17 protein-coding genes are annotated in these 22,664 nt (G+C 62.3%); 15 read left to right on the top strand and 2 right to left on the bottom strand.

All coding sequences use genetic code 11. The features are described 5' to 3' along the window. Nucleotides 1-64: 64 nt before the first annotated feature. Nucleotides 65-487 (bottom strand): pyridoxamine 5'-phosphate oxidase family protein, encoded by a 423-nt coding sequence (locus E4633_RS12660; RefSeq protein WP_135870632.1) that lies wholly within the window; start codon nt 485-487, stop codon nt 65-67. Between the two features lie 244 nt (nt 488-731). Here E4633_RS12660 and E4633_RS12665 point away from each other — a divergent pair, with 244 nt between their 5' ends. Together E4633_RS12665 and E4633_RS12670 are read left to right on the top strand one after the other, a co-directional pair. After that, complete coding sequence (locus E4633_RS12665; RefSeq protein WP_135870633.1) at nt 732-1,091, top strand: hypothetical protein; 360 nt, start codon at nt 732-734, stop codon at nt 1,089-1,091. A gap of 15 nt (nt 1,092-1,106) precedes the next feature. Beyond that, nucleotides 1,107-1,301, top strand: a complete 195-nt coding sequence (locus E4633_RS12670; RefSeq protein WP_135870634.1) for a hypothetical protein — start codon at nt 1,107-1,109, stop codon at nt 1,299-1,301. A gap of 170 nt (nt 1,302-1,471) precedes the next feature. Here E4633_RS12670 and E4633_RS12675 read toward each other — a convergent pair whose 3' ends face one another. Further along, nucleotides 1,472-1,906, bottom strand: a complete 435-nt coding sequence (locus E4633_RS12675) for a BON domain-containing protein (RefSeq protein ID WP_135870635.1) — start codon at nt 1,904-1,906, stop codon at nt 1,472-1,474. A gap of 213 nt (nt 1,907-2,119) precedes the next feature. On the opposite strand from E4633_RS12675, the gene fusA reads away from it, so the two are divergent. The 13 genes from fusA to E4633_RS12740 all read left to right on the top strand — a co-directional run bounded on the left by fusA (nt 2,120) and on the right by E4633_RS12740 (nt 22,609). After that, nucleotides 2,120-4,219: an elongation factor G gene (fusA, locus tag E4633_RS12680; protein ID WP_135870636.1), complete on the top strand. Its 2,100-nt coding sequence runs from the start codon at nt 2,120-2,122 to the stop codon at nt 4,217-4,219. A gap of 138 nt (nt 4,220-4,357) precedes the next feature. After that, nucleotides 4,358-4,537 carry a hypothetical protein gene (locus tag E4633_RS12685; protein WP_135870637.1) on the top strand — a complete coding sequence of 60 codons (180 nt, stop codon included), beginning with the start codon at nt 4,358-4,360 and terminating at the stop codon, nt 4,535-4,537. A 51-nt stretch (nt 4,538-4,588) separates the two neighbouring features. Beyond that, nucleotides 4,589-5,548, top strand: coding sequence for a YbgA family protein (locus E4633_RS12690; RefSeq protein WP_135870638.1), 960 nt, complete (start codon nt 4,589-4,591; stop codon nt 5,546-5,548). Between the two features lie 178 nt (nt 5,549-5,726). Next, on the top strand, nt 5,727-7,712 hold the full coding sequence (locus tag E4633_RS12695; protein WP_135870639.1) for a heterodisulfide reductase-related iron-sulfur binding cluster: 1,986 nt from the start codon (nt 5,727-5,729) through the stop codon (nt 7,710-7,712). Nucleotides 7,713-8,039: 327 nt separating this feature from the next. Next, nucleotides 8,040-9,854 carry a transporter substrate-binding domain-containing protein gene (locus tag E4633_RS12700; protein WP_135870640.1) on the top strand — a complete coding sequence of 605 codons (1,815 nt, stop codon included), beginning with the start codon at nt 8,040-8,042 and terminating at the stop codon, nt 9,852-9,854. Further along, the gene (locus E4633_RS12705) at nt 9,851-11,257 is read left to right on the top strand and encodes a sigma-54-dependent transcriptional regulator (RefSeq protein WP_135870641.1); all 1,407 of its coding nucleotides are present in this window, start codon (nt 9,851-9,853) and stop codon (nt 11,255-11,257) included. Before E4633_RS12700 ends, E4633_RS12705 begins: the two co-directional genes overlap by 4 nt. Nucleotides 11,258-11,654: 397 nt before the next feature. Continuing rightward, nucleotides 11,655-12,971: a dicarboxylate/amino acid:cation symporter gene (locus E4633_RS12710; RefSeq protein WP_135870642.1), complete on the top strand. Its 1,317-nt coding sequence runs from the start codon at nt 11,655-11,657 to the stop codon at nt 12,969-12,971. A 137-nt stretch (nt 12,972-13,108) separates the two neighbouring features. After that, on the top strand, nt 13,109-15,358 hold the full coding sequence (locus E4633_RS12715; RefSeq protein ID WP_135870643.1) for an NADP-dependent malic enzyme: 2,250 nt from the start codon (nt 13,109-13,111) through the stop codon (nt 15,356-15,358). A gap of 492 nt (nt 15,359-15,850) precedes the next feature. Beyond that, nucleotides 15,851-17,020 (top strand): ADP-forming succinate--CoA ligase subunit beta, encoded by a 1,170-nt coding sequence (sucC, locus tag E4633_RS12720; RefSeq protein WP_135870644.1) that lies wholly within the window; start codon nt 15,851-15,853, stop codon nt 17,018-17,020. 10 nt (nt 17,021-17,030) lie between these two features. Then, on the top strand, nt 17,031-17,903 hold the full coding sequence (gene sucD / locus E4633_RS12725; RefSeq protein ID WP_135870645.1) for a succinate--CoA ligase subunit alpha: 873 nt from the start codon (nt 17,031-17,033) through the stop codon (nt 17,901-17,903). A gap of 38 nt (nt 17,904-17,941) precedes the next feature. Then, on the top strand, nt 17,942-18,103 hold the full coding sequence (locus E4633_RS12730; protein ID WP_129126753.1) for a DUF6290 family protein: 162 nt from the start codon (nt 17,942-17,944) through the stop codon (nt 18,101-18,103). Nucleotides 18,104-18,146: 43 nt separating this feature from the next. Then, on the top strand, nt 18,147-21,719 hold the full coding sequence (gene nifJ / locus E4633_RS12735; protein ID WP_135870646.1) for a pyruvate:ferredoxin (flavodoxin) oxidoreductase: 3,573 nt from the start codon (nt 18,147-18,149) through the stop codon (nt 21,717-21,719). Between the two features lie 302 nt (nt 21,720-22,021). Then, a complete protein-coding gene (locus tag E4633_RS12740) occupies nt 22,022-22,609 on the top strand; it encodes a DUF4124 domain-containing protein (RefSeq protein ID WP_135870647.1) in 588 nt (195 codons plus the stop codon). Nucleotides 22,610-22,664 lie beyond the last annotated feature (55 nt).

The following is a 22,664-nucleotide window of genomic DNA, read 5'->3' on the forward strand; positions in this document are numbered from 1 at the left end:
AATCAAAAAAAGGCGTCTTCCCTTGGGGAGACGCCTTCCTCTTTGAGAGCGGTGGTTTCAGCGCTTAGAGCTGGATGTACTCCTTGGGCTCCGTGTTGGTCGACATGGTCCAGACGGTGGCGTTCCCTTTTTTCAGGACGTACACGGCCAACTGGTCGTACCCGACCTTTTCCACCCACGGCCTCAGGAACTCTCGCTTCGCCACGATTTCTTTCTTGAGCTCCAGGTCCTCGAGCGCTTCTACGGTCCCTGCGATCCTCACCTGGATCAGGTTCTCAAAGATGCCGTTGCTGAAACAGAGCTCGACCCTCGGGTTCTTGTTCAACTGACGGTAAAGATCCTTGATCTTGCCAGTATTAAAAACGATGCCGTTTTCGTCGGCCCGGTAGAGCAGCATCCCCCTTACATGCGGAATGTCGCCTTCGGCGGTGGCCATGTGGAAAATGGGATTTGAGTTCAGAAACTCCAGTATTTCGTTTCTAGTCATGGGGGCACTCCTTTACGGGCGGTGATCATCGCCGGTGGCTGAGATACCGGATATTATACAACAATCCCGTTATCTGCAAGAATGATCAGATGAGTAACGGCAGGTCCTTTCTTTCACCTGCAAAAACCGGCGGTACGGCATGGTGGTAAGGCTCCTGTTCGGTACAATATAAAGCAGCAATGCTTCCTGCAAGCGTACTGATGCCATAGCTCGCAAACGCATCATGACAGGAGGACGAGCAGCCATGAGAACGTTGGTTTTTCTGATCGTGCTGTTTATTACGCTTCCGGCCTACGCCATCGATAAAGACAAAGTTTCCCACTTCGCAGGAGGGGCCGTGTTGGGCCTCACCGCTGATACAATTATCTATCACACGAAGGACTGGGAGCAGCCAAAGCGCATGGTCATTTCCGGGGGGCTCGCTTTCATTCCCGGTTTTGCCATAGAGGTGGTCGATGAATTCAGCGGAACGCACTTCAGTTGGTACGACCTGCTGGCTGATGGACTGGGGTCTGCGACCGGGGTGGTGGCTGGGGAGTTGATCAACGGCAAGCTGTGGATTTCCGCGTCGCCCCGCCGGGTCAGCCTGACGGGGCATTGGTGATCCGGAGGCAGGCTTATGAAAGAAGAGAAGCGCGCCGACCCGGCGGAGCGCTGGGTGGCGACCTTTACCTGGGAAGACCGGCTCATCGCGCGATTCTTCCCGCGCTTTTTCAAAAAGTACGCGCCCGAGGAAGTGCAGCAGCAATGGGCGGCAATCCTGGCCCGTAAGCAGAAGCACCGGTCTGGGCAGGATGGTGATCCCGATAGGTAAGGCGTGTTCCACTGCTCTTGCGGGTTGGGCTACGCCGCCATGCCCGCATGTTGGAGCTTCACTCACCCCTGCCCCCTCCCGCCTTCGCGGACCGAAGCACCGCGGCGCGCAGGTCCGTAAAGCGGGAGGGGGATGAGGACTCGCCAGCCGGCTCCGAGCCGGCCGCTACCCTACCTCTCCGTCTGTTCCTTTTTCTCCTTGTCTTCCTTTTTTTCCTTCTTGGTTTTGGCGGGGGCAACCTCAATTTCGTTGGTTACCTTGCCTTTCCCGACAACCTCTTCCGCTGCTTTCTCAACCGCTTTCTTTTCGTCTGAGTTCTTCACAGGGCCTTTCAATGTCACGTGACCGTCTCTGGTGATGATCTTCACGTTGTGCGCCTTTATCGAAAGGGCCTTGTCCTTTACTACGCTGCGCCGAATTTCCCTGGTTATCTCGCGGTCTGTCTTGTTCTCCTTCTGCTGCTCGGCGGTAACTCCCTTTTCGGCGTTCTTTTGGGTGTTGTCCGCTTTGCTTGTGCTTTGCTGGGCGGCATGGATCTGGATCGGGGCGCTCAGTGCGACGGCAGCCGACAGGCTTACTGCTAGCATCATGCTCATCTTTTTCATTCTTTGACTTCCTCCTTGGTTGTGATGTAAGGGATGCTCCCTGGTTGAATTGGAAAAACTTAATATATAATATGGAAATGTCAACGTAAGCGTGAGGACCGTGCAATGAGCCGGGAGCGACGACTGACAGAGAGGACGTTTTGACTTCTGTGTCTGGTCCGATATCATTGAACTTTTCGAAGGTGACGAGAAAAAAGCGAAAGGAGAAGTGCCATTACCGCCAGCGACGTTTCCCACATACGCAATATCGGCATCATCTCCCATATCGACGCGGGCAAGACCACCGTCACCGAACGCATCCTCTTCTACAGCGGCGAGACGCACAAGATGGGGGAGGTGCATGACGGTCAGGCGGTCATGGACTGGATGCCGCAGGAACAGGAGCGCGGCATCACCATCACCGCCAGCGCGACCTCTTGCCGCTGGGGCGAGCACCGCATCAACCTGATCGACACGCCCGGGCACATCGACTTCACCATCGAGGTTGAGCGGAGCGTCCGTGTCCTGGACGGCGCAGTGGCGATCTTCAGTGCCGTGGAAGGGGTGCAGCCGCAAAGTGAACTGGTCTGGCGCCAGGCGGATCGCTACCGGGTGCCGAGGGTCTGCCTCATAAACAAAATGGACCGACTCGGCGCGGATCACGAGCATGTGCTGCGCCAGATGGAGCAACGCCTTGCGGCGAGGCCGGTGCTCTTGCAGCTTCCCGTCGGCACCGAGGGTGGCTTTAGCGGCGTCATCGACGTCGTTGAAGAGGAGATGATAGTTTTTTCCGAGACCGACCTCGGGCGGACGGTAGAGCGTAAGCCTGTCCCTTTACAGCACGAGGAAGCCCTCCGAAACGCACGCTTGGCCGTCACCGAGGCCGCCGCGGACTTCGACGACCAGGTCATGTCCGACTTTCTCGAGGGGCGCGCGGTTGAGAGTGAACGCCTGAAGCTCGCGCTGCGTCGCGGAACCATATCCTGCCGCATCTTCCCCGTGCTGCTCGGATCGGCCTTGCGCAACAAGGGGGTGCAGCCGGTACTGGACGCGGTTTGCCTCTTCCTCCCGTCGCCACTGGACCTCCCGGCGATGATAGGGCGGCACCCCGGAAGCGGAGAGGCGGAAAGCTTCAGTTGCGACGCGAACCTGCCGCTGCGCGCCCTGGCCTTCAAGGTGATGGCGGAAGAGGGGCGGCGGCTTACCTATGTGCGCATCTACAGCGGCAGGATGAAGCAGGGGGCAAGCGTCCTAAACCCTGGGCGCGGCGCCGGCGAGCGCATCAGGCACCTCTTCAGGATGCACGCACACCGCAGGGAGGAGGTGCCCGAGGCCGTGGCGGGGGACATCGTCGCGGTGGCCGGGTGCCAGGCGACCCTTACCGGCGACACCCTCTGCGACCCGGAACATCCCCTGCTTCTCGAGGGGGTGGCTGTGCCCGAGCCGGTGGTGTCGGTGGCGGTGGAAGCGAAAGGGGCTGAGGACCGGGGGAACCTTCTCGGTACGCTGGATTACTTCCAGTGGGAAGACCCGACCTTCAGGGTGCACGAGGACAAAGAGACCGGTCAGACCATCCTGACCGGTATGGGGGAACTGCACCTGGAGATCATCGTCGACCGGCTGCGCCGCGAGTACGGTGTCCAGGTGAAAACGGGGCGCCCGCGCGTGGTGTACCGTGAGGCCCTGCGGCGCGAGGTGGTGCGCCGTGAGGTGTTCCAGACCATCGCGGAGCGTCGTCCCGAGCAGGCGGAGCTTCTCCTGCGCCTGACGCCCACATCGCGCGGTTCCGGGGTCCGCATCATCCTGCCCACACCGGTCGCACCGATCACCCCCGAGCTGCTCGCGGCGGTCGAGCAGGGGATCATGGAGGCGTGCCATGGAGGGTGCCTCACCGGCTATGCCATGACCGATCTCGAGGTGCAGGTCGTGGAAGTTCCCGTCGAGCCGGGTGTCGCCCCGAGCGAGCCGGTCTTAAGGGGGGCGGCGCAGCGGGGAGTGGTGCTAGCGGCCCGGGAGGGGAAGCCGATGCTCCTCGAGCCGATCATGAAGCTGGAGCTGGAGACGCCTGCCGATTACCTGGGAAAGGTGCTGGGAGGGCTGCAGCAGAAGAGGGGGAAGGTGGAAGGGCTGGACCGGCGGGGCGAGATGGAAGTCGTGCGGGCGAGCGTCCCCTTGGCGGAGATGTTCGGCTACATGACCGAGCTGCGCAGTGCGACCAAGGGGAGAGCGAGCTACACCATGGAGTTCCAGGGCTTCGACGAGGCGCCTGCGGAGGTGCAGGAACGGTTCGGCCTGGCCGGAAAGGGAAGGTCCGGCGGGATAACGTCAGGCTGATGTCACCGTTTTTGCGGCTGTCGTGTTTTTCGCACCCCTTTGGCAGGCCGTTCGTAGGTAAATCAGTGTGTTGCGGTTTTGGCCGGGAATTTGCTCCTATGGGATGGTTTAAAAATCCTGTCGCAAAAGGAGCAAGACGTGCTTTCATCGTTCCAGTCCTACCCAACTCACCGCGAGAACTCGCTTAAGCAGCAGTTGCTACACCGCTCCGTCCCCTCCGTTCCGAAGCACGACTCGAGGGCTCCGCAGCCCCCAAGGCAGGTGCGGCTTTACGTCGGAGAGGGGATCTTCGCACAGCCGTCTCCCCCTATGGTGTGAATTCTGACAGAATCACGCCTAAAGCAGTAACTTTGACGTGAGGTCTTCCCCATGACGCAAACGAGCGCAGCGCCCATAAAGATCGGGGTGAGTTCCTGCCTGCTAGGTGAGAAGGTACGCTATGATGGCGGTCACAAGCATGATCGGTACCTGACCGACGTGCTCGGGTGTTTCTTTACCTTCGTTCCGGTCTGCCCCGAGGTCGAGTCCGGCATGAGCGTGCCGCGCGAGGCGATGCGCCTGGAGGGAGACCCCGAGCATCCGCGCCTCATCACCCACAAGACCCGCATCGACAAAACCGACCAGATGCTTGCCTTCTGCCGCGATAAGGTCGAGGTGCTAGCCCGGGAGGAACTGTGCGGGTTCGTCTTCAAAAAGGGATCCCCCTCTTCGGGACTGTTCCGTGTCAAGGTGTACCGTGACGGCATGCCGGCCAGAAGCGGCAGCGGCCTCTTCGCGCAGGCGATGGTGAGGCGGTTTCCGCACCTCCCTATGGAGGAAGAGGGGAGGCTGAACGATCCGGTGCTGCGTGAGAACTTCATCGAGCGCGTCTTCAGCTTCAGGCGCTGGAAGGATTTCCTCGCCGCCAACCCCGACCTTGGGGGGCTTGTCGATTTCCACACCCGCCACAAGCTCCTCGTTATGTCCCATTCGACGCAGCACTACCGGGAGATGGGGGCGCTGGTCGGGCATGGCCGGGAGATCGCGCTTCCCGAACTCCTCGAGCGCTACGAGGAGCTCTTCATGACGGCCCTGGAGCTGCACGCCACGGTGAAGAAGCAGACCAACGTGCTGATGCACGTGATGGGCTATTTCAAGAAGGAACTCTCCGCGGAAGAGAAGCAGGAGCTTCTAGGCGTCATCGGCGATTATCACGACGGCCTCGTCCCACTCGTTGTTCCCATCACCCTGCTGCGGCACTACGTCGCGAAATACCGGCAGGAGTATCTGGCAAAGCAGGTCTACCTCGCCCCCCACCCCTCAGAGCTCATGCTGCGCAACCACGCCTAATTCAAAAGGAACAGAGGACAGCTCGCCCAAGCGTTCCCCCCTTTGCGAAGGGGGGACAGGGGGGATTTGCCCTGGTCAGTCAGCCTAAAGAGGGGGACTGGTCTACCCTGCATAATTTCCTGTCCCTCGCGTCCCGCTTCGGTTATAGTTTGCCAATTCCGCACCTCGGGGGGACTCAATGGAAGCGACGCGCGAGATCTACTGGAACGTCAACCACGGCCTCATCTGGGTCATGTACCTCTTCGCGTTCCTGGCCGTAGGTGCCTGCGGTTTCGGATTCTGGAAGCGTCTCCCCATGTACCGGCAGGCAAAGCCGATGGAGCGCCTCGATCGCCTCGCGCTGCGCATCAAACTCATGCTGCAGGGGGCACTGACCCAGGCCAAGGTGCTCCGGGTACCTGAGCCGGGAACGCTGCATGCCTTTTTCTTCTGGGGCTTTTTGCTGCTGTTCATCGGCACCCTCCTCATCATGCTGCAGGTGGATTTCACCGTCCCCCTCTTCGACCTCACCTTTCTCAAGGGGACCTTCTACAAGACCTACTCCATCGTTCTCGATATCGCCGGGATGGTCGCCATCCTCATGCTGGCGGGGCTCTTCGTGCGCCGCTTCTTCGTGAAGCCCGAAGGGCTCGTGACAAAGCGGGACGACTACCTGGCCCATGCCCTCCTCTTCACCATCCTCGTGTCCGGCTTCGTCATCGAGGCGCTGCGCATGGCGGCCACCGAGGTGACCGTCAACCCGGAGCTCGCCCGCTTCTCCCCCGGTGGCCTCCTGCTCACGCCGCTTTTCGCCGGATGGGACCTAGGGAGGATCTCGGTGGCGCACAAGGTGCTCTGGTGGGGGCACTTCTTTCTTGCCATGGGGTTCATCGTCGCCATCCCCGGCACGAAGCTTAGGCACCTCTTCACCGACCCTGCGAACTACCTATTCACCGACCTGCGCCCGAAGGGGAGCATCGCGACCATCGATCTCGAGGACGAGAGCGCGGAGCAGTTCGGCGCCGCCAAGGCGACCGATCTCGCCTGGAAGGACGTCTACGACGCCGATGCCTGCACCCTGTGCAAGCGCTGCCAGGATCGCTGTCCCGCCTGGACCACCGGCAAGCCGCTCTCGCCGATGCGGGTGGTGCAGCAGGTGGGGGAGATGGCGCTCAACGACCCGCAGGGGGATCTCTGCCGCTACGTGACCGAAGAGGTGCTCTGGGACTGCACCACCTGCCGGGCCTGCCAGGAGATCTGTCCGGTGGACATCGAGCACGTGAACAAGATCCTCGAGATGCGCAGAAACCTGGCCCTCATGGAAGGGAAGTTTCCCGGCGACGAGGTGCGTGGCGCCATCGCCAACTACGAGGTGAACGGCAACCCCTTCGGGCTCGGTTGGGCCGAGCGGGGCGCATGGGCGGAGGGGCTCGACGTGGTGACCCTGGAAAGCGGCGAGCCCTTCGACGTCATGTACTTCGTCGGCTGTTACGCTTCCTTCGACCGCAGAAACCAGGATGTGGCGCGGGCCTTCGCGAGGATCTGCTCCGCCGCCGGGGTGAGGCTCGGCATCCTGGGCAAGGAGGAGAAGTGTTGCGGCGAGCCCCCGAGGAAGCTTGGGAACGAGTACCTTTACCAGACCATGGCGCGTGAGAACATAGAGAAGATCAAGGGGTACGGCGTCCAGAGAATCGTCACCACCTGCCCGCACTGCTTCAACACGCTCGCCCGCGATTACCGGGAGCTGGACTTCGACATTCCCGTGCAGCACTACACCGTCTTCGTCGCCGAGCTGATCGAACAGGGGCGCCTGCAGCTCGCAAAGGGGGAGAGCTTCGACTGCACCTATCATGACTCCTGCTACGTCGGGCGCTACGCCGACATCTTCGAGCCGCCGCGCGAGATCATAGAGAGGCTCGGCGGAAACATCACCGAGATGGACAGAAACCGCATGGAGAGTTTCTGCTGCGGCGGGGGAGGGGGACGCATCCTCGCCGAGGAGCGGGTGGGAACCCGGGTGAACGTGGCGCGCGTGCAGATGGCCGGGGAGACCCGCGCACCGATGCTCGTCTCCAACTGCCCCTTCTGCCTCACCATGTTCGAGGACGGCATCAAGACCGGCGGGTACGAAGGGGATATGGCTGCAAAGGATCTCGCGGAGCTCGTGGCGCAGCGGCTCCGGTAAGGTTCGGGGATTCCCGGAAACACGGAGCCAGCTGCAACGAACTGGTGCATGCGCCCCAACGTCCCCCCCTTCGCAAAGGGGGGAGCGCGAGGGCACCGTTCTCAGCGAGAAAGGACAAGGGTTGCTTGAAACGCTTCTTCCCCGGAATTCCCGGATGAACCTTCGCAAAGGGGGGGGACGCTAGGTTCCCTGCAGAGCCTCATCTCGGGGAGACATTTTTTTATAATGAGCTTCATTGACTTGTACGCCTTGCGCGTGCGATAGTGGGACGGGCTGTCCCGCTGCCGACCCGAGGGGGGCGCCGCACCAACGCACAAGGATGGAACAGTGGTTCACGACGCCTGCACAGGCACAAGAAAGTCCTTCGACAAGAAGTTCAGGACCCGCATCTTCCATCCCGTAGCCGGTCTTATCTTCCTCACCTTCCTGCTCTTCACCCACGCGGCCCTGGCCGCTTCCGGGGGGCTCCTCCCCGACCAGCCGGTCCACTTCGACCCCGCCTCGACCATCGTGGTGGGGGGAGACCGGGCCTATCCACCCTACGAGTTCATCGACAAGGACGGCAACCCCGCCGGTTACAACGTCGACCTGACCCGCGCCATCGCCGAGGTGATGGGGATGAAGGTCGAGTTCCGTTTCGGCAACTGGTCCGAGGTGCGCGCCGGACTTCAGGACGGCCACATCGACATCCTGCAGGGGCTTTCCTACTCGGCGCAGCGCCTGCAATCGGTCGACTTCTCTCCGCCGCACACCATCGTGCACCACGCCATCTTCGCAAGACGCGACACGAAACCGGTGCGTGGGCTCGAGGAGCTGCGCGGCAAGAAGGTGCTGGTCTTTCAGGACGGCATCATGCACGAGCGCCTGAAGCAGCTGGGCTTCGCGAAGGATCTGGTGCTCACCCCCACCCCCGCCGAGGCGATGCGGCTTTTGGCCTCCGGTCAGTGTGACTACGCGGTGGTGGCGCAGTTGCCGGGGATGTACCTGATCCGCGAGCTGCACCTGACCAACGTGGTGCCGGTGGCGAAGGCCGTGGTGAGCGAGCAGTACTGCTACGCGGTGAACCGTGGCAACAGGGAACTGCTCACACGCTTCAACGAGGGGCTTGCCATCGTCATCAAAACCGGGCAGTACGCCGAGATCTACAACCGCTGGCTCGGCGTGAACGATCCCCCCAGGGTGACACGGGAGCTTGCCATCAGGTACGGCGCGATGATCCTCGTGCCGCTTCTCGTGATCCTGGCGGTCACCGCGCTCTGGTCGAAGACCCTCCACAAGCGGGTCGCCGAGCGCACGACCGCTCTCGCCCAGGAGGTGGCCGAGCGCAACAAGGCGCTGGAAGAGTTGAAACGCCACCAGGACAAGCTGATCCAGGCGGACAAGATGGCCTCGCTCGGCACGCTCGTCTCCGGCGTCGCCCACGAGATCAACAACCCCAACGGCCTGTTGCTCCTCGACATCCCGGTGCTGAAAAGGGTGCACGACGACGCGGGCGAGATCCTGGAGACCCATTTCCAGGAGCACGGCGACTTCATGCTGGGGGGCGTTCCATATTCGGAGATGCGCGAGGAGATCCCGCGCATCCTGGACGAGATGCAGGACGGCGCCCAGCGCATCAAGCGTATCGTCAACGACCTTAAGGACTTCGCCCGCAAGGACATGGGGCAGAAGACGCTCATCGACCTGGACGCGGTAGTGCGAACGGCGCTGCGCCTCGTCGACCCCACCATCCGCTCCTCGACGAACCATTTCCAGGCCGCGCTGCACGGCTCGCTTCCGAACGTGCGCGGCAACGCCCAGCGCCTGGAGCAGGTCATCGTCAATCTCGTGCTGAACGCCTGCCAGGCGCTCCCGGACCGGGAGTGCGGCGTGTTCATCGGCACGAGCTATCAGCAGGACGAAGGGGTGGTCCGGCTCCAGGTCACCGACCAGGGGGTGGGGGTGGCGGAGGAGCATCTGCCGTACCTCATGGACCCCTTCTTCACCACCAAAAGGGACAGCGGCGGAACCGGCCTCGGGCTCTCGGTTTCCGCGGGGATCGTGGAGGAACACGGCGGCGCGCTGCAGTTTTCTTCCGCTGCCGGCTCCGGCACCACCGTCATCCTCTCGCTGCCCGTCCCCCACAGGAGTAAGGAAGCATGAAAAAGACCCTTTTCCCCGCCTTCAGCATCCTACTGGTCGACGACGAGCCGGCCTGGCTCAAGTCCTTCTCGCTCACGCTCAAAAGCTGCGCCGGGATCAACAACATCGTGACCTGCCAGGAGAGCCGCGAGGTGATGGGGCTCCTCGACCAGGGAGGGATCGGCCTCGTGCTCCTGGACCTCACCATGCCGCAGCTTGCCGGCGAGACGCTCTTGCAGCAGATCGGCGAGCGGCACCCCGGAATCATGACCATCATCGTGAGCGGCATGAACCAGCTGGAGACCGCGGTGCGCTGCATGAAGCTTGGTGCCTTCGACTACATCGTGAAGACCGATGAGGAGGACCGGCTGGTCGGCGGGGTGCTGCGCGCCATCCGGATTCTGGAGCTGCAGCAGGAGTTCCGTACCATGTCGGACCGCATGCTGTCGAGGCAGCTGCAGCACCCGGAGGCGTTCACCGACATCGTGACCGGCGACCCGCGCATGCAGGACCTCTTCAACTACGTCGAGGCCGTTTCGCCAAGCCACCAGCCGCTTCTGATCACCGGCGAGAGCGGCGTCGGCAAGGAACTGATCGCGCGTGCCGTGCATACCTTAAGCGGCTGTTCCGGGCCGCTCGTCGCCGTTAACGTTGCGGGCCTCGATGACACGGTGTTTGCCGACACCCTTTTCGGGCACGTCCGCGGCGCCTATACCGGTGCCGATCAGGCGCGCCCGGGCATGATAGAGCAGGCGGGCAACGGCACGCTGTTTCTGGACGAGATCGGCGACCTGAGCATCGCATCGCAGGTGAAGCTTTTGCGCCTGCTGCAGGAGGGGGAGTATTTCCCGCTGGGAGGGGACCGGCCCAAGCGGATGAACGCCCGCATCGTCGTGGCAACGCATCGCGATCTTGCGGCGCGGGAGGCTGCCGGAGAGTTCCGCCGCGACCTTTACTACCGTCTCTGTACCCATAAGATCCACATCCCCCCCTTGCGTGACCGGGTCGGTGACATACCTTTGCTGCTGGAGTATTTTTTGGCTGAAGCGGCGAAAACGTTGGGGAAAAAGAAGCCGACCCCGCCAAAGGAGCTCGCCCAGATCCTCGCCACCTACAGCTTCCCCGGAAACGTGCGGGAGCTGCGCGGCATGGTGTACAACGCGGTGAGCCTGCACAAGGAGCGCATCCTTTCCATGGACAGCTTCCTAAAAGCCATCGGACAGAGCCGCAGCGACGAACCCCTGCCGGTGCAGGGGCAAAACCCCTTTGCCGTTTTCGAACGCCTTCCCACTTTTGCCGAGGCGGCGGAACTGCTCGTGGAGGAGGCGATATCCAGGGCCAACGGCGTGCAGGCCATTGCGGCGCGCCTTCTCGGGATTTCACCCCCTGCGCTCAACAAGCGTCTCAAGATGTCACGTAAGTAGCCAGACACAGAAGAAAGTAGCCTGCCGCGCCCTTCGGGGCGCGATTTTTTTCTCCATTTTTTTTCCGCAGTACCCCCTCCGGCACCCTCCAAACTCCCTCGGAACCGGCAATGGTGTTAACCATGGTTAAGATCTTAACCAGGGTTAAGTGTCGCATCTCGCCGAAATGTCGCGGTTTTTCCAATTGCAACAGTAAAGGTGTTTTCTTTGGTTAATACCTTTGATGGGGTCTCTCATGCCTAAAACATTATTTTTGTATTTGATTCCGGCATCTTACATTCGTATACAGAGCTTGGTATTCGTCTTGCTGATATGAGGTGTCAAACGATGTTCCGGCGAAATGAACTGCAGATTCGATGAGCGGTTTTGCAATAGAAACATTTTCAAAGGAGAGACCATGAAAGCGAAGAAGTTTTACCAGGTTCTGTACTTCCAGGTATTGATGGCGATATCGATCGGGGTGGCCCTTGGCTACTACCTGCCCGATACCGGGGCTGCCATGAAGCCGCTTGGTGACGGTTTCATCAAGATGATCAAGATGATCATCACACCCGTCATCTTCTGTACCGTGGTGACCGGCATCGCCGGCATGGACGACATGAAGAAGGTCGGGCGCGTGGGCGGCAAGGCCCTTTTGTACTTCGAGCTCGTCTCCACCGTGGCCCTCGGCATCGGTCTCTTCGTCATCAACGTGATCCAGCCCGGCGTCGGCATGAACGCGGACGTCACCAAGCTCGACACCAAGGGGCTCGCCACCTACACCGCTACCGCCGCCAAGTCGCACAGCTTCGCCGACTTCGCCCTGGGCATTATCCCGAACAGCGTCGTGGACGCCTTCGCCAAGGGTGAGATCCTCCAGGTGCTCTTCTTCGCCATCTTCTTCGGTATCGCCCTCTCCGCGCTTGGCGAGAAGGGAAAGCCGATCTACAAGTTCATCGATGACGTCTCTCACGCACTCTTCGGCGTCGTCAACCTGATCATGAAGTTCGCCCCCATCGGCGCCTTCGGGGCCATGGCATTCACCATCGGCAAGTTCGGTCTCGGCTCTCTCGCGAAACTCGGCATGCTGATGGGGAGCTTCTACCTCACCTGTCTCCTCTTCATCTTCGTGGTGCTCGGCACCATCGGCAAGATCTGCGGATTCAACATCTTCAAGTTCATCGCCTACATCAAGGAAGAGCTCCTGGTCGTGCTGGGGACTTCGTCTTCCGAGTCGGCGCTGCCGCGCATGATGGCTAAGCTCGAGAATCTCGGCTGCACCAAGTCCGTGGTCGGTCTCGTCATCCCGACCGGTTACTCCTTCAACCTGGACGGCACCTCGATCTACCTGACCATGGCGGCGATCTTCGTGGCCCAGGCGACCAACACCCCGCTCACCATGACCCAGACCCTCACCATCCTCGGCGTGCTGATGCTCACTTCCAAGGGTGCGGCCGGTGTCACCGGCAGCGGCTTCGTTACCCTCGCCGCGACCTTCGCCGCGATCCCGACCATCCCGGTCGCCGGGCTTGCCCTCATCCTCGGCATCGACCGCTTCATGTCCGAGGCGCGCGCGCTCACGAACCTGGTCGGCAACGGCGTCGCCACCGTCGTGGTCTCCCGCTGGGAGAAGGAACTCGACGTGGATCGCATGAGGCGCGTGCTGAACCGCGAGGAGCTTGAGGTTCCGGAGCTTGGGCTCATGGAGCCGGAGCTCGAGCCGGAAGAGGCGTAGAAACGTGTGCGGGCGGCCCAATGGGCCGCCCGCCTTTTTTGGGCTTCCGAAAGGGAGCCTTTTGAAGAGGGCGAGCACGCCGTTGCTGCTGCCCTCTTTTTTTAACCAAATTCCAGTATCAACGGGAGGAACGCCTAGTGAGTAAGAAACTGTCAGCCCTGGACTACCATTCCGGCGGCAGGAAGGGAAAGATCGAAGTCATCGCCACCAAGCCGTGCCAGACCGCAGCGGACCTGTCGCTCGCCTACTCTCCGGGAGTGGCCGAGCCCTGCCTCGCCATCCAGCAGAACCCAGACGACGCCTACAAGTACACAGCCAAGGGGAACCTGATCGCGGTGGTGTCTAACGGCACCGCGGTGCTGGGTCTCGGCAACCTCGGAGCTCTTGCCGGCAAACCGGTCATGGAGGGCAAAGGGGTCCTCTTCAAGCGCTTCGCCGACATCGACGTCTTCGACATCGAGCTTAACACCGAGAACCCGGACGAGATCATCAAGGCGTGCCAGCTCTTGGAGCCCACCTTCGGCGGCATCAACCTGGAGGACATCAAGGCGCCTGAGTGCTTCTACATCGAGGAGACGCTCAAAAAGACCATGAACATCCCGGTCTTCCACGACGACCAGCACGGCACCGCCATCATCTCCTCGGCGGCCCTTTTAAACGCGCTGCAGTTGACCGGCAAGAAGATCGAAGAGATCAGGATCGTGGTGAACGGTGCGGGCGCCTCGGCGAACTCCTGCGCGAAACTCGCCATAGCGCTCGGCGTAAAGCCGAACAACATGATCATGTGCGACACCAAGGGGGTCATCTACAAGGGGAGAGTGGAGGGGATGAACCCCTACAAGGAACTCTTCGCCGCCGACACGCCTTTCCGCACCCTCGAAGAGGCGGCGGCAGGGGCGGACGTCCTCTTCGGCCTTTCCGCGAAGGGCGCCTTCACCCCTGATATGGTGCGTTCCATGGCGCCCAACCCGATCATCTTCGCCCTGGCGAACCCGGACCCGGAGATCACCCCGGAGGAGGCGCACGCAGTGCGCGGCGACGTCATCATGGCGACCGGCAGAAGCGATTACCCGAACCAGGTGAACAACGTGCTAGGCTTCCCCTTCATCTTCCGCGGTGCCCTGGACGTCCGCGCCACCGCGATCAACGAGGAGATGAAGCTGGCCGCCGTGCATGCGCTTGCGAAGCTTGCCCGCGAGGAGGTGCCCGACGCGGTGTCGAAGGCCTACGGCAACGAGAAATTCTCCTTTGGACCGAACTACATCATCCCGAAGCCCTTCGATCCGCGCGTCCTTTTGCACGTGGCACCGGCGATCGCCCAGGCGGCCATGGAGACCGGCGTCGCACGCCAGCCGATCGAGGACATGGCGCGCTACCTCGAGCAGCTGGAATGCTCGCAGGGAAAATCCAAAGAGATCATGCGCATGGTCATCAATAAGGCAAAGAGCGACCCCAAGCGGGTGGTCTTCCCCGAGGGTGACAACGAGAAGATCCTGCGCGCGGCCCAGACCCTGGTCGAGGAGGGAATCGCCAAGCCGATCCTCGTCGGCGACCGCAAGAAGATCCAGCAGAAGATGGACGAGCTGAACCTCGACCTCGATGTGCCGATCGTCGACCCGGCCGACTCGGAGCTGACCGAGGGGTATGCCGACGAGCTCTACCGCCTGCGCCAGAGAAAGGGGCTCACCCTCTCCGAGAGCAGGCGCGTTATGCGCCGCAAGTCGAGGACCCATTTCGCCACCATGATGGTGGCCCGCGGCGACGCCGATGCGCTTCTTGGCGGCATCGACACCCATTACCCCGACACCATCCGTCCGGCCCTGGAGGTGCTTGGAAAGCAGGCGGGCCTCTCCAGCGTGCACGGCCTGTACATGATGGTGTTCAAGAAGGGGGTCTACTTCCTCGCCGACACCACGGTGACCATCGACCCGACCGCGGAGGAGCTTGCCGAGACCGCCATCCTTGCCGCCGAGAAGGTCGCCATGCTCGACATAGAGCCGAGGATCGCCATGCTCTCCTTCTCCAACTTCGGCTCCGTGGAGCATCCGCAGGCGCAGAAGGTGAAGCGCGCCGTCGAGCTCGTGAAGGAGCGTGCCCCGCACCTGGTCATCGAGGGGGAGATGCAGGCGGACACCGCGGTGGTCCCCGAGCTCCTCGACGGTTTCACCTTCTCGAAACTGAAGACCCCGGCGAATGTCCTCATCTTCCCTGACCTCAACTCCGGCAACATCTGCTACAAGCTTTTGCGCCGCCTTGGAGGCGCTGAGGCGATCGGCCCCATTCTCATGGGTATGAACAAGCCGGTGCATGTGCTGCAGCGCGGCGACGACGAGAGCGACGTGGTCAACATGGCCGCCATCGCGGTAGCGGACGCCCAGAACCTGTAATTTTACGCGCCGCAGTGCCGGAATCCCCCGTTCCCCAAGCAAGGGAACGGGGGATTTTTTTGTCCAAGCCTTCCTCCTCGTTTACGCCGTGTTTTATTTTACGGCTACACCTTTCCCCTCCTTGATGAACCACCGATTTCTCTGTATTACAAAGTAACCAAGAAACGAATCCGGGTGCGTTTTATTTTTATAACGCTCGTTCGATCAGTTTTGGACCTGCCTGCGTATTGCAGGTTAATGTGCCGTATTTTCACAGTAATTTACATTACGGGTGGGCCGGTGTTTACCCTTGGCGGTGCGGTGTCTGTTCGTGCCGATTTGGTATGACCAATTTTATTTACAAAATAGTATAAAAGTGTTTGCCAAACATTTTGCAGAGGAGTATATGAGTGTTGAGCGGAGCCGATACCGGTTTTTCTGCCAAAATAAAACAAATAAACTCTAATGTTGCACCCTTCGCTGGGAGAATGAAACGGGGGGCGAGGAGGGAAGATGAACATCCACGAGTACCAGGCCAAGGCGATTCTCAGGAAGTTCGGCGTGCCGGTTCCCGACGGCCACGTCTGCTACAACGGCGCGAGCGCCCGGGAGTGGGCGAAGCGGCTGGGTGAGGGGCCCTGGGTGGTAAAGGCCCAGATCCATGCCGGCGGGCGCGGCAAGGGGGGGGGCGTGAAACTGGCCCGAACCTCCGGCGAGGTGCAGATGATCGCGCGCGACATGCTGGGGATGACCCTCAGGACCCACCAGACCGGACCTGAAGGGAAGGTGGTGCACCGGGTGCTGGTGGAGAACGGCTGCAACATCGAGAACGAGCTTTACGTGAGCTTTCTCGTGGACCGCGGCACTTCCCGCGTCACGGTGATGGCCTCGACCGAGGGGGGGATGGACATCGAGGAGGTCGCCGCGAAGACCCCCGAGAAGATCGTCACCGAGGCGGTGGATCCCCTGGTCGGGCTCACCCCGTTCCAGTGCCGCAAGATCGCCTTCAGTTTAGGCCTCAGGGGTAAGCTGACGAACAAGGCGGTGAAGCTCTTCGGCAACCTATACACCGCCTTCGTCGCCTGCGACTGCTCGCTTCTCGAGATCAACCCGCTCGTGGTGACCGCGGAAGGGGAGCTTCTTGCCCTGGACGCGAAGTTCGGCTTCGACGACAACGCGCTCTTTCGTCACCTGCAGATCGGCGACATGCGCGACTTCGACGAGGAGGACGCGAACGAGATCGAGGCCTCCCAGCACGACCTCTCCTACATCTCGCTTTCCGGCAACATCGGTTGCCTCGTGAACGGCGCCGGGCTCGCCATGGCCACCATGGACATCATCAAGCACTACGGCGGGGATCCGGCGAACTTCCTGGACGTAGGGGGCGGGGCGACCATCGAGCGCGTCACCGAGGCCTTCAAGATCATCCTCTCGGACAAGAACGTGAAGGGGATCCTCGTCAACATCTTCGGCGGCATCATGAAGTGCGACGTGATCGCCACCGGCGTCATCGAGGCGGCGCGGCAGGTCGAGATCAAGGTGCCGCTCGTGGTCAGGCTCGAGGGGACCAACGTGGAACTGGGCAAGCGCCTTCTCGCGGAGAGCGGCCTGAACATCGTCGCCGCGGATGGCATGGCCGACGGGGCCAAAAAGATCGTCGCCGCCGTAGCGGCAGCGGCTTAGGAGGGGAGTCATGAGCATAATGATCAACAAGGACACCAGGGTCATCACCCAGGGGATCACCGGCGCCACCGGTCTTTTCCACGCGCAGGGCGCCCGCGAGTACGGCACACAGATGGTCGGAGGGGTTACCCCGGGCAAGGGCGGGAGCGTCGTCGACGGCTTCCCGGTCTTCGACACGGTGGCTGAGGCTGTGCATGAGACCGGCGCAAACGCAAGCGTCATCTACGTGCCCCCCCCCTTCGCCGCCGACTCGATCATGGAGGCGGTGGATGCCGGGGTGGAGCTCGTCTGCTGCATCACCGAGGGGATCCCGGTGCTCGACATGGTGAAGGTCAAGCAGTACCTGGTCGGGAAGAAGACCCGCCTGGTCGGCCCGAACTGCCCGGGCGTCATCACCCCGGGTGAGTGCAAGATCGGCATCATGCCCGGCTACATCCACAAGCCGGGCAAGGTGGGGGTCGTTTCCCGAAGCGGCACGCTCACCTACGAGGCGGTCTGGCAGCTCACCTCGATCGGCCTTGGCCAGTCGACCTGCGTGGGGATCGGGGGCGACCCGGTGAACGGCACGAGCCACATCGACTGCCTGCGCCTCTTCGAAGAGGACCCGGACACCGATGCGGTGATCATGATCGGCGAGATCGGGGGAAGTGCAGAGGAAGAGGCGGCCCGTTTCGTCAAGGAGCATATGTCGAAGCCGGTGGCGGCGTACATCGCAGGCGTCACCGCCCCTCCGGGGAAGAGGATGGGACATGCCGGCGCCATCATCTCCGGCGGCAAGGGGACCGCGACCGAGAAGGTGGCGGTTTTGAGGGAGTGCGGCATCAGCGTGGCGGATACGCCGGCCGAGATGGCCGAGGCGCTATTGAAGGTCTACAGACCGTGACAAGGGGGCCGCACCACGGTGCGGCGGCGGAGAACGACATGAAGAAAAAAGAGAACCCGCGCTATCACGTCCTCTCGGTTCGGGTGAGCCGCGAGGACCGCGAAGCGATAGAGAAGTTTTCCAAAGAGGTGAACATGAAGGTGTCGGACCTTATGCGGGAGGCGCTGCAGGACGTGGTTCCCTGGCAGAGCACCTCCTAGTCCGAGATAAGAGACTGCAGTGCATTTACAAGAGGAGCATAGGATGAAAAGAAGAATGGTAACCATAGACGGCAACACGGCGGCGGCACACGTGGCACACGCAACGAACGAAGTCATCGCCATCTACCCGATCACCCCTTCCTCGGTGATGGGGGAGATCTCCGACGCGAAAAGCGCGGTGGGGGAGAAGAACATCTGGGGGACGGTACCGCTTGTTTCCGAGCTGCAGTCAGAGGGTGGCGCGGCGGGTGCCGTGCACGGCGCTCTGCAGGCGGGGGCGCTCACCACGACCTTCACGGCGAGCCAGGGGCTTTTGCTGATGATCCCCAACATGTACAAGATCGCCGGCGAACTCACCTCCACGGTCTTCCACGTCTCGGCGCGCGCCATAGCGACGCAGGCGCTCTCCATCTTCGGTGACCATTCCGACGTCATGTCCTGCCGCTCAACCGGCTGGGCCATGCTCTGCTCCAACAACGTGCAGGAGGTGATGGACTTCACCCTGATCGCCCAGGCGGCGACCCTGCGCTCCCGCCTACCGTTCCTGCACTTCTTCGACGGGTTCCGTACCTCGCACGAGGTCCAGAAGGTCGAGGAGCTCACCTACGACGACATGCGCGCCATGATCGACACGGAACTCGTCAACGCGCACCGCGCCCGCTGTCTCACCCCGGACCGCCCGGTGCTGCGCGGCAGCGCGCAGAACCCGGACGTCTACTTCCAGGGGCGCGAGACGGTGAACGGCTTCTACCCGGCCGCCATCGATATCGTGGAGAAGGAGATGGAGCGCTTCGCCGCACTCACCGGACGTAAGTACGCCACGGTGGAGTACGCCGGGGCGCCGGACGCGGAGCGGGTCGTCGTGATCATGGGCTCCGGCGCCGACACGGTGCAGGAAACGGTGGACGCCCTGAACGCGCAGGGGGAAAAGGTGGGCGTCGTGAAGATCCACCTGTACCGTCCCTTCCCGCTGAACGCCTTCGTGAAGGCGCTCCCCGCCTCGGTGCGCCGCATCGCGGTGCTCGACCGCACCAAGGAGCCTGGTGCCTTGGGGGAGCCGCTTTACCTGGATGTCCGGACCGCGATCGGCGAGGGGATGGCGGCGGGGCTCACGAGTTTCGTCGGCTACCCGGTGGTGGTCGGCGGGCGCTACGGCCTGGGCTCCAAGGAGTTCACCCCGGCGATGGCCAAGGCGGTTTTCGACAACCTGAAGTCCGCCCAGCCGGTCAGCAACTTCACCGTGGGGATCAAGGACGACGTGACCGGCGCGAGCCTCGACTACGACAGCTCCTTTAGGACCGCCATGGACGGGACCTACGAGGCGATGTTCTTCGGCCTTGGCTCGGACGGCACCGTCGGGGCGAACAAGAACTCCATCAAGATCATCGGGGAGGCGACCGACAACTACGCCCAGGCCTACTTCGTCTACGACTCGAAGAAGGCGGGGACCATCACCACCTCGCACCTGCGTTTCGGCAGGAAGCCGATCAACGCGCCGTACCTGATCGACAACGCCGACTTCGTCGCCTGCCACAACTTCACCTTCCTCGAGAAGTACGACATGCTCGGCAAGGCGAAGCCGGGCGGCACCTTCCTCCTCTGCTCGCCGTTTTCGCACGACGAGGTGTGGGACAAGATGCCGGTCGAGGTGCAAAAGCAGATCATCGACAAAAAGCTCAAGGTGTACACCATCAACGCGATCAAGCTCGCCGAGGAACTGGGGCTTGGCGCACGCATCAACGTGATCATGCAGACAGCCTTCTTCAAGATCTCCGGGATCATCCCGCTTGAGGCGGCGATCGCAGAGATCAAGGGGGCCATCAAGAAGAGCTACGGCAAGGCTGGGGAGAAGGTGGTGGCGATGAACAACGCCGCCGTCGACCAGGCGCTCTTGAACATCCACGAGGTCGCCGTCCCCGCCGCTCCCTCGAGCCGCATCACGAAGCCCGCGCCGGTAGGGGCGTGCGCGCCGCACTTCGTGAAGGAGGTGACCGGCCGCATCATCGCCGGGTTCGGCGACGAGCTCCCCGTCTCCGCCATGCCGATCGATGGCACCTTCCCGACCGCCACCTCGCAGTACGAGAAGCGAAACATCGCGGTGGATATCCCGGTGTGGGACGAGAAGCTCTGCATCCAGTGCGCCATCTGCTCTTTCGTCTGCCCGCACGCGGCGATTCGTGTCAAGGCCTACGATCCCGCCGCGCTCGCCGGGGCTCCGGACGGTTTCAAGTCGGCGGACTCCAAGATGCCCGACCTGAAGGATATGAAGGTGACCTTCCAGGTCGCCCCCGAGGACTGCACCGGGTGCGGCGCCTGCGCCCACAACTGCCCGGCGAAGGACAAGGAGAACCCGGCGCGCAAGGCCCTGGAGATGCGCTTCCAGCCCCCCCTGCGCGTGAAGGAGGCGGCGAACTACCACTTCTTCCTGTCGCTTCCCGATCTCGACCCCTCGCGGGTGAAACTCGACACACTGCGCGGCAGCCAGCTGGTGCGGCCGCTCTTCGAGTACTCAGGCGCCTGCGCCGGGTGCGGCGAGACCCCGTACCTGAAGCTTCTCTCCCAGCTTTTCGGGGACCGTGCACTCATCGCCAACGCCACCGGCTGCACCTCGATCTACGGCGGGAACCTCCCGACCACGCCCTGGGCGAAGCGCGCCGACGGGCGCGGCCCGGCCTGGTCCAACTCGCTCTTCGAAGACAACGCCGAGTTCGGCTACGGCATGAGGCTCGCCGTGGACAAGTTCAGCGAGGCGGCGCGGGAAATCCTGGAGCAACTGCTCGCCTCCCCGTGCTGTACCGACCTGCAGCCGCTCATGCACGAGATCCTCGCAAGCCGCCAGGAAGGGCAGGCCGAGATCGAGGCGCAGCGGGAGCGGGTGGCGCGTCTCAAGGAGGCGCTTGGTGCCTGCCGCGAAGAGAAGGCGGCGGAACTCATACCGATCGCCGATTACCTCGTGAAGAAATCGGTGTGGTGCGTCGGGGGGGACGGCTGGGCCTACGACATAGGCTACGGCGGCCTGGACCACGTCATCGCCTCCGGCAAGAACGTGAACATCCTGGTGCTCGATACCGAGGTCTACTCGAACACGGGAGGCCAGGCCTCCAAGTCGACCCCGATCGGCGCCGTGGCCCAGTTCGCGGCGGGGGGTAAGGTGATGGCCAAGAAGGACCTCGGCATGATGGCGATGGCCTACGGCCACGTCTACGTGGCGAGCGTGTCGCTCGCAAACCCCGGGCAGGTGGTGAAGGCGTTCATGGAGGCGGAGGCGTACGAAGGTCCCTCGCTCATCATCGCCTACTCGCACTGCATCGCGCACGGCATCGACATGACCCGCGGCGTGGACGAGCAGAAAAAGGCGGTGTCGTCCGGTTACTGGCCGCTGTACCGGTACAACCCGGAACTCACCGGCGCGGGGAAGAACCCGCTGCAACTGGACAGCAAGGCGCCAAGCACCAGCTTCGAGGAGTTCGCCGGCGGCGAGAACCGCTACAAGGTGCTCAAGAAGGTGAACCCGGAGGCGGCCGGGAAGCTGATGGAGAAGGCGGGCGCCTGGGCGGCGAGCCGCTTCGAGTACTACCAGAAGCTTGCGGCGCTCAGCTTCGGGGCGGAGGAGTAACTATTAAATAGGGAAGGGCGCCTTGGGCGCTTTGCGGAAAAGGCCGGGGGGGACCCCGGCCTTTTCTCGTTTTCCCCCTCCGGGATGAAGCCCCTACGGGGGACGAGCCCCCATCCGGGATGAAGCCCCTACGGGGGACAAGCCCCTTTTCGGGATGAAGCCCTTATGGGGGGGCAAGGAGCGCCGGGAGAGGGGGACGCTCTAAAAAAATGAGAAGCGGCAAAAGAAAATTGACAAACGCCCCCACATGCATATTATCTTCAGCTTCGGAATTACCGTCCTTTAGCCCCCCTGGAGGAGCGATGCGAACCTTCATCAAGCTGGCCATCTTTCTTGCCGCAGCCTTACCGTGCCTCGCTTCGGCCGCCACCTACCAGTGGCGCGACGACGCAGGGGTGTTGCACTTCACCGACGACTCCGACCGCATCCCGGAGAGGTACCAGAAACGGGTGACGGAAACCGATTCGGCCGCTGCCGAAAAGGGGGCGGCCCCGGCGCAAAAAAAGCAGGAGGCGCCCGCCGCATCCGATGCTTCCGGGAGCGCGGCGAAGCCCGCCGCCCAGCCCGTCGCGGCGACCACTCGCGCGAAGCTGGAGGCCGAGCTGAAACGGCTGAAGGAGGCCCTCGTCCCCAAGAAGGAAGAGCTTTCCCGGCTGCAGCACAAATGGATGGTTTCCAAGGGACGCACGCCGACCGCGAAGGAGATCGCGGAGTTCGAGAAGAAGCGCGCTAAGGGGAAGGCGACCTACGCGGACAACCCGTACGTGAACAAGAGCCCGCTCTCCTCGACGATACCGGCGCGGGTCGCCTACCGGAACAAGCTCGAAGAGGTGCAAAAGGACGAGGCGCGGGTCGCTCAACTAGAGCAGGAACTGCAGGCGCTGAAGTGAGCCCCCGATCCGGTTGCAGGGGAGGGGGGGACGCAGCGCCGACGGTCAGTGAGGC

This window comes from Geomonas terrae, assembly GCF_004791675.1.
Taxonomy (GTDB): Bacteria; Desulfobacterota; Desulfuromonadia; order Geobacterales; family Geobacteraceae; genus Geomonas; species Geomonas edaphica.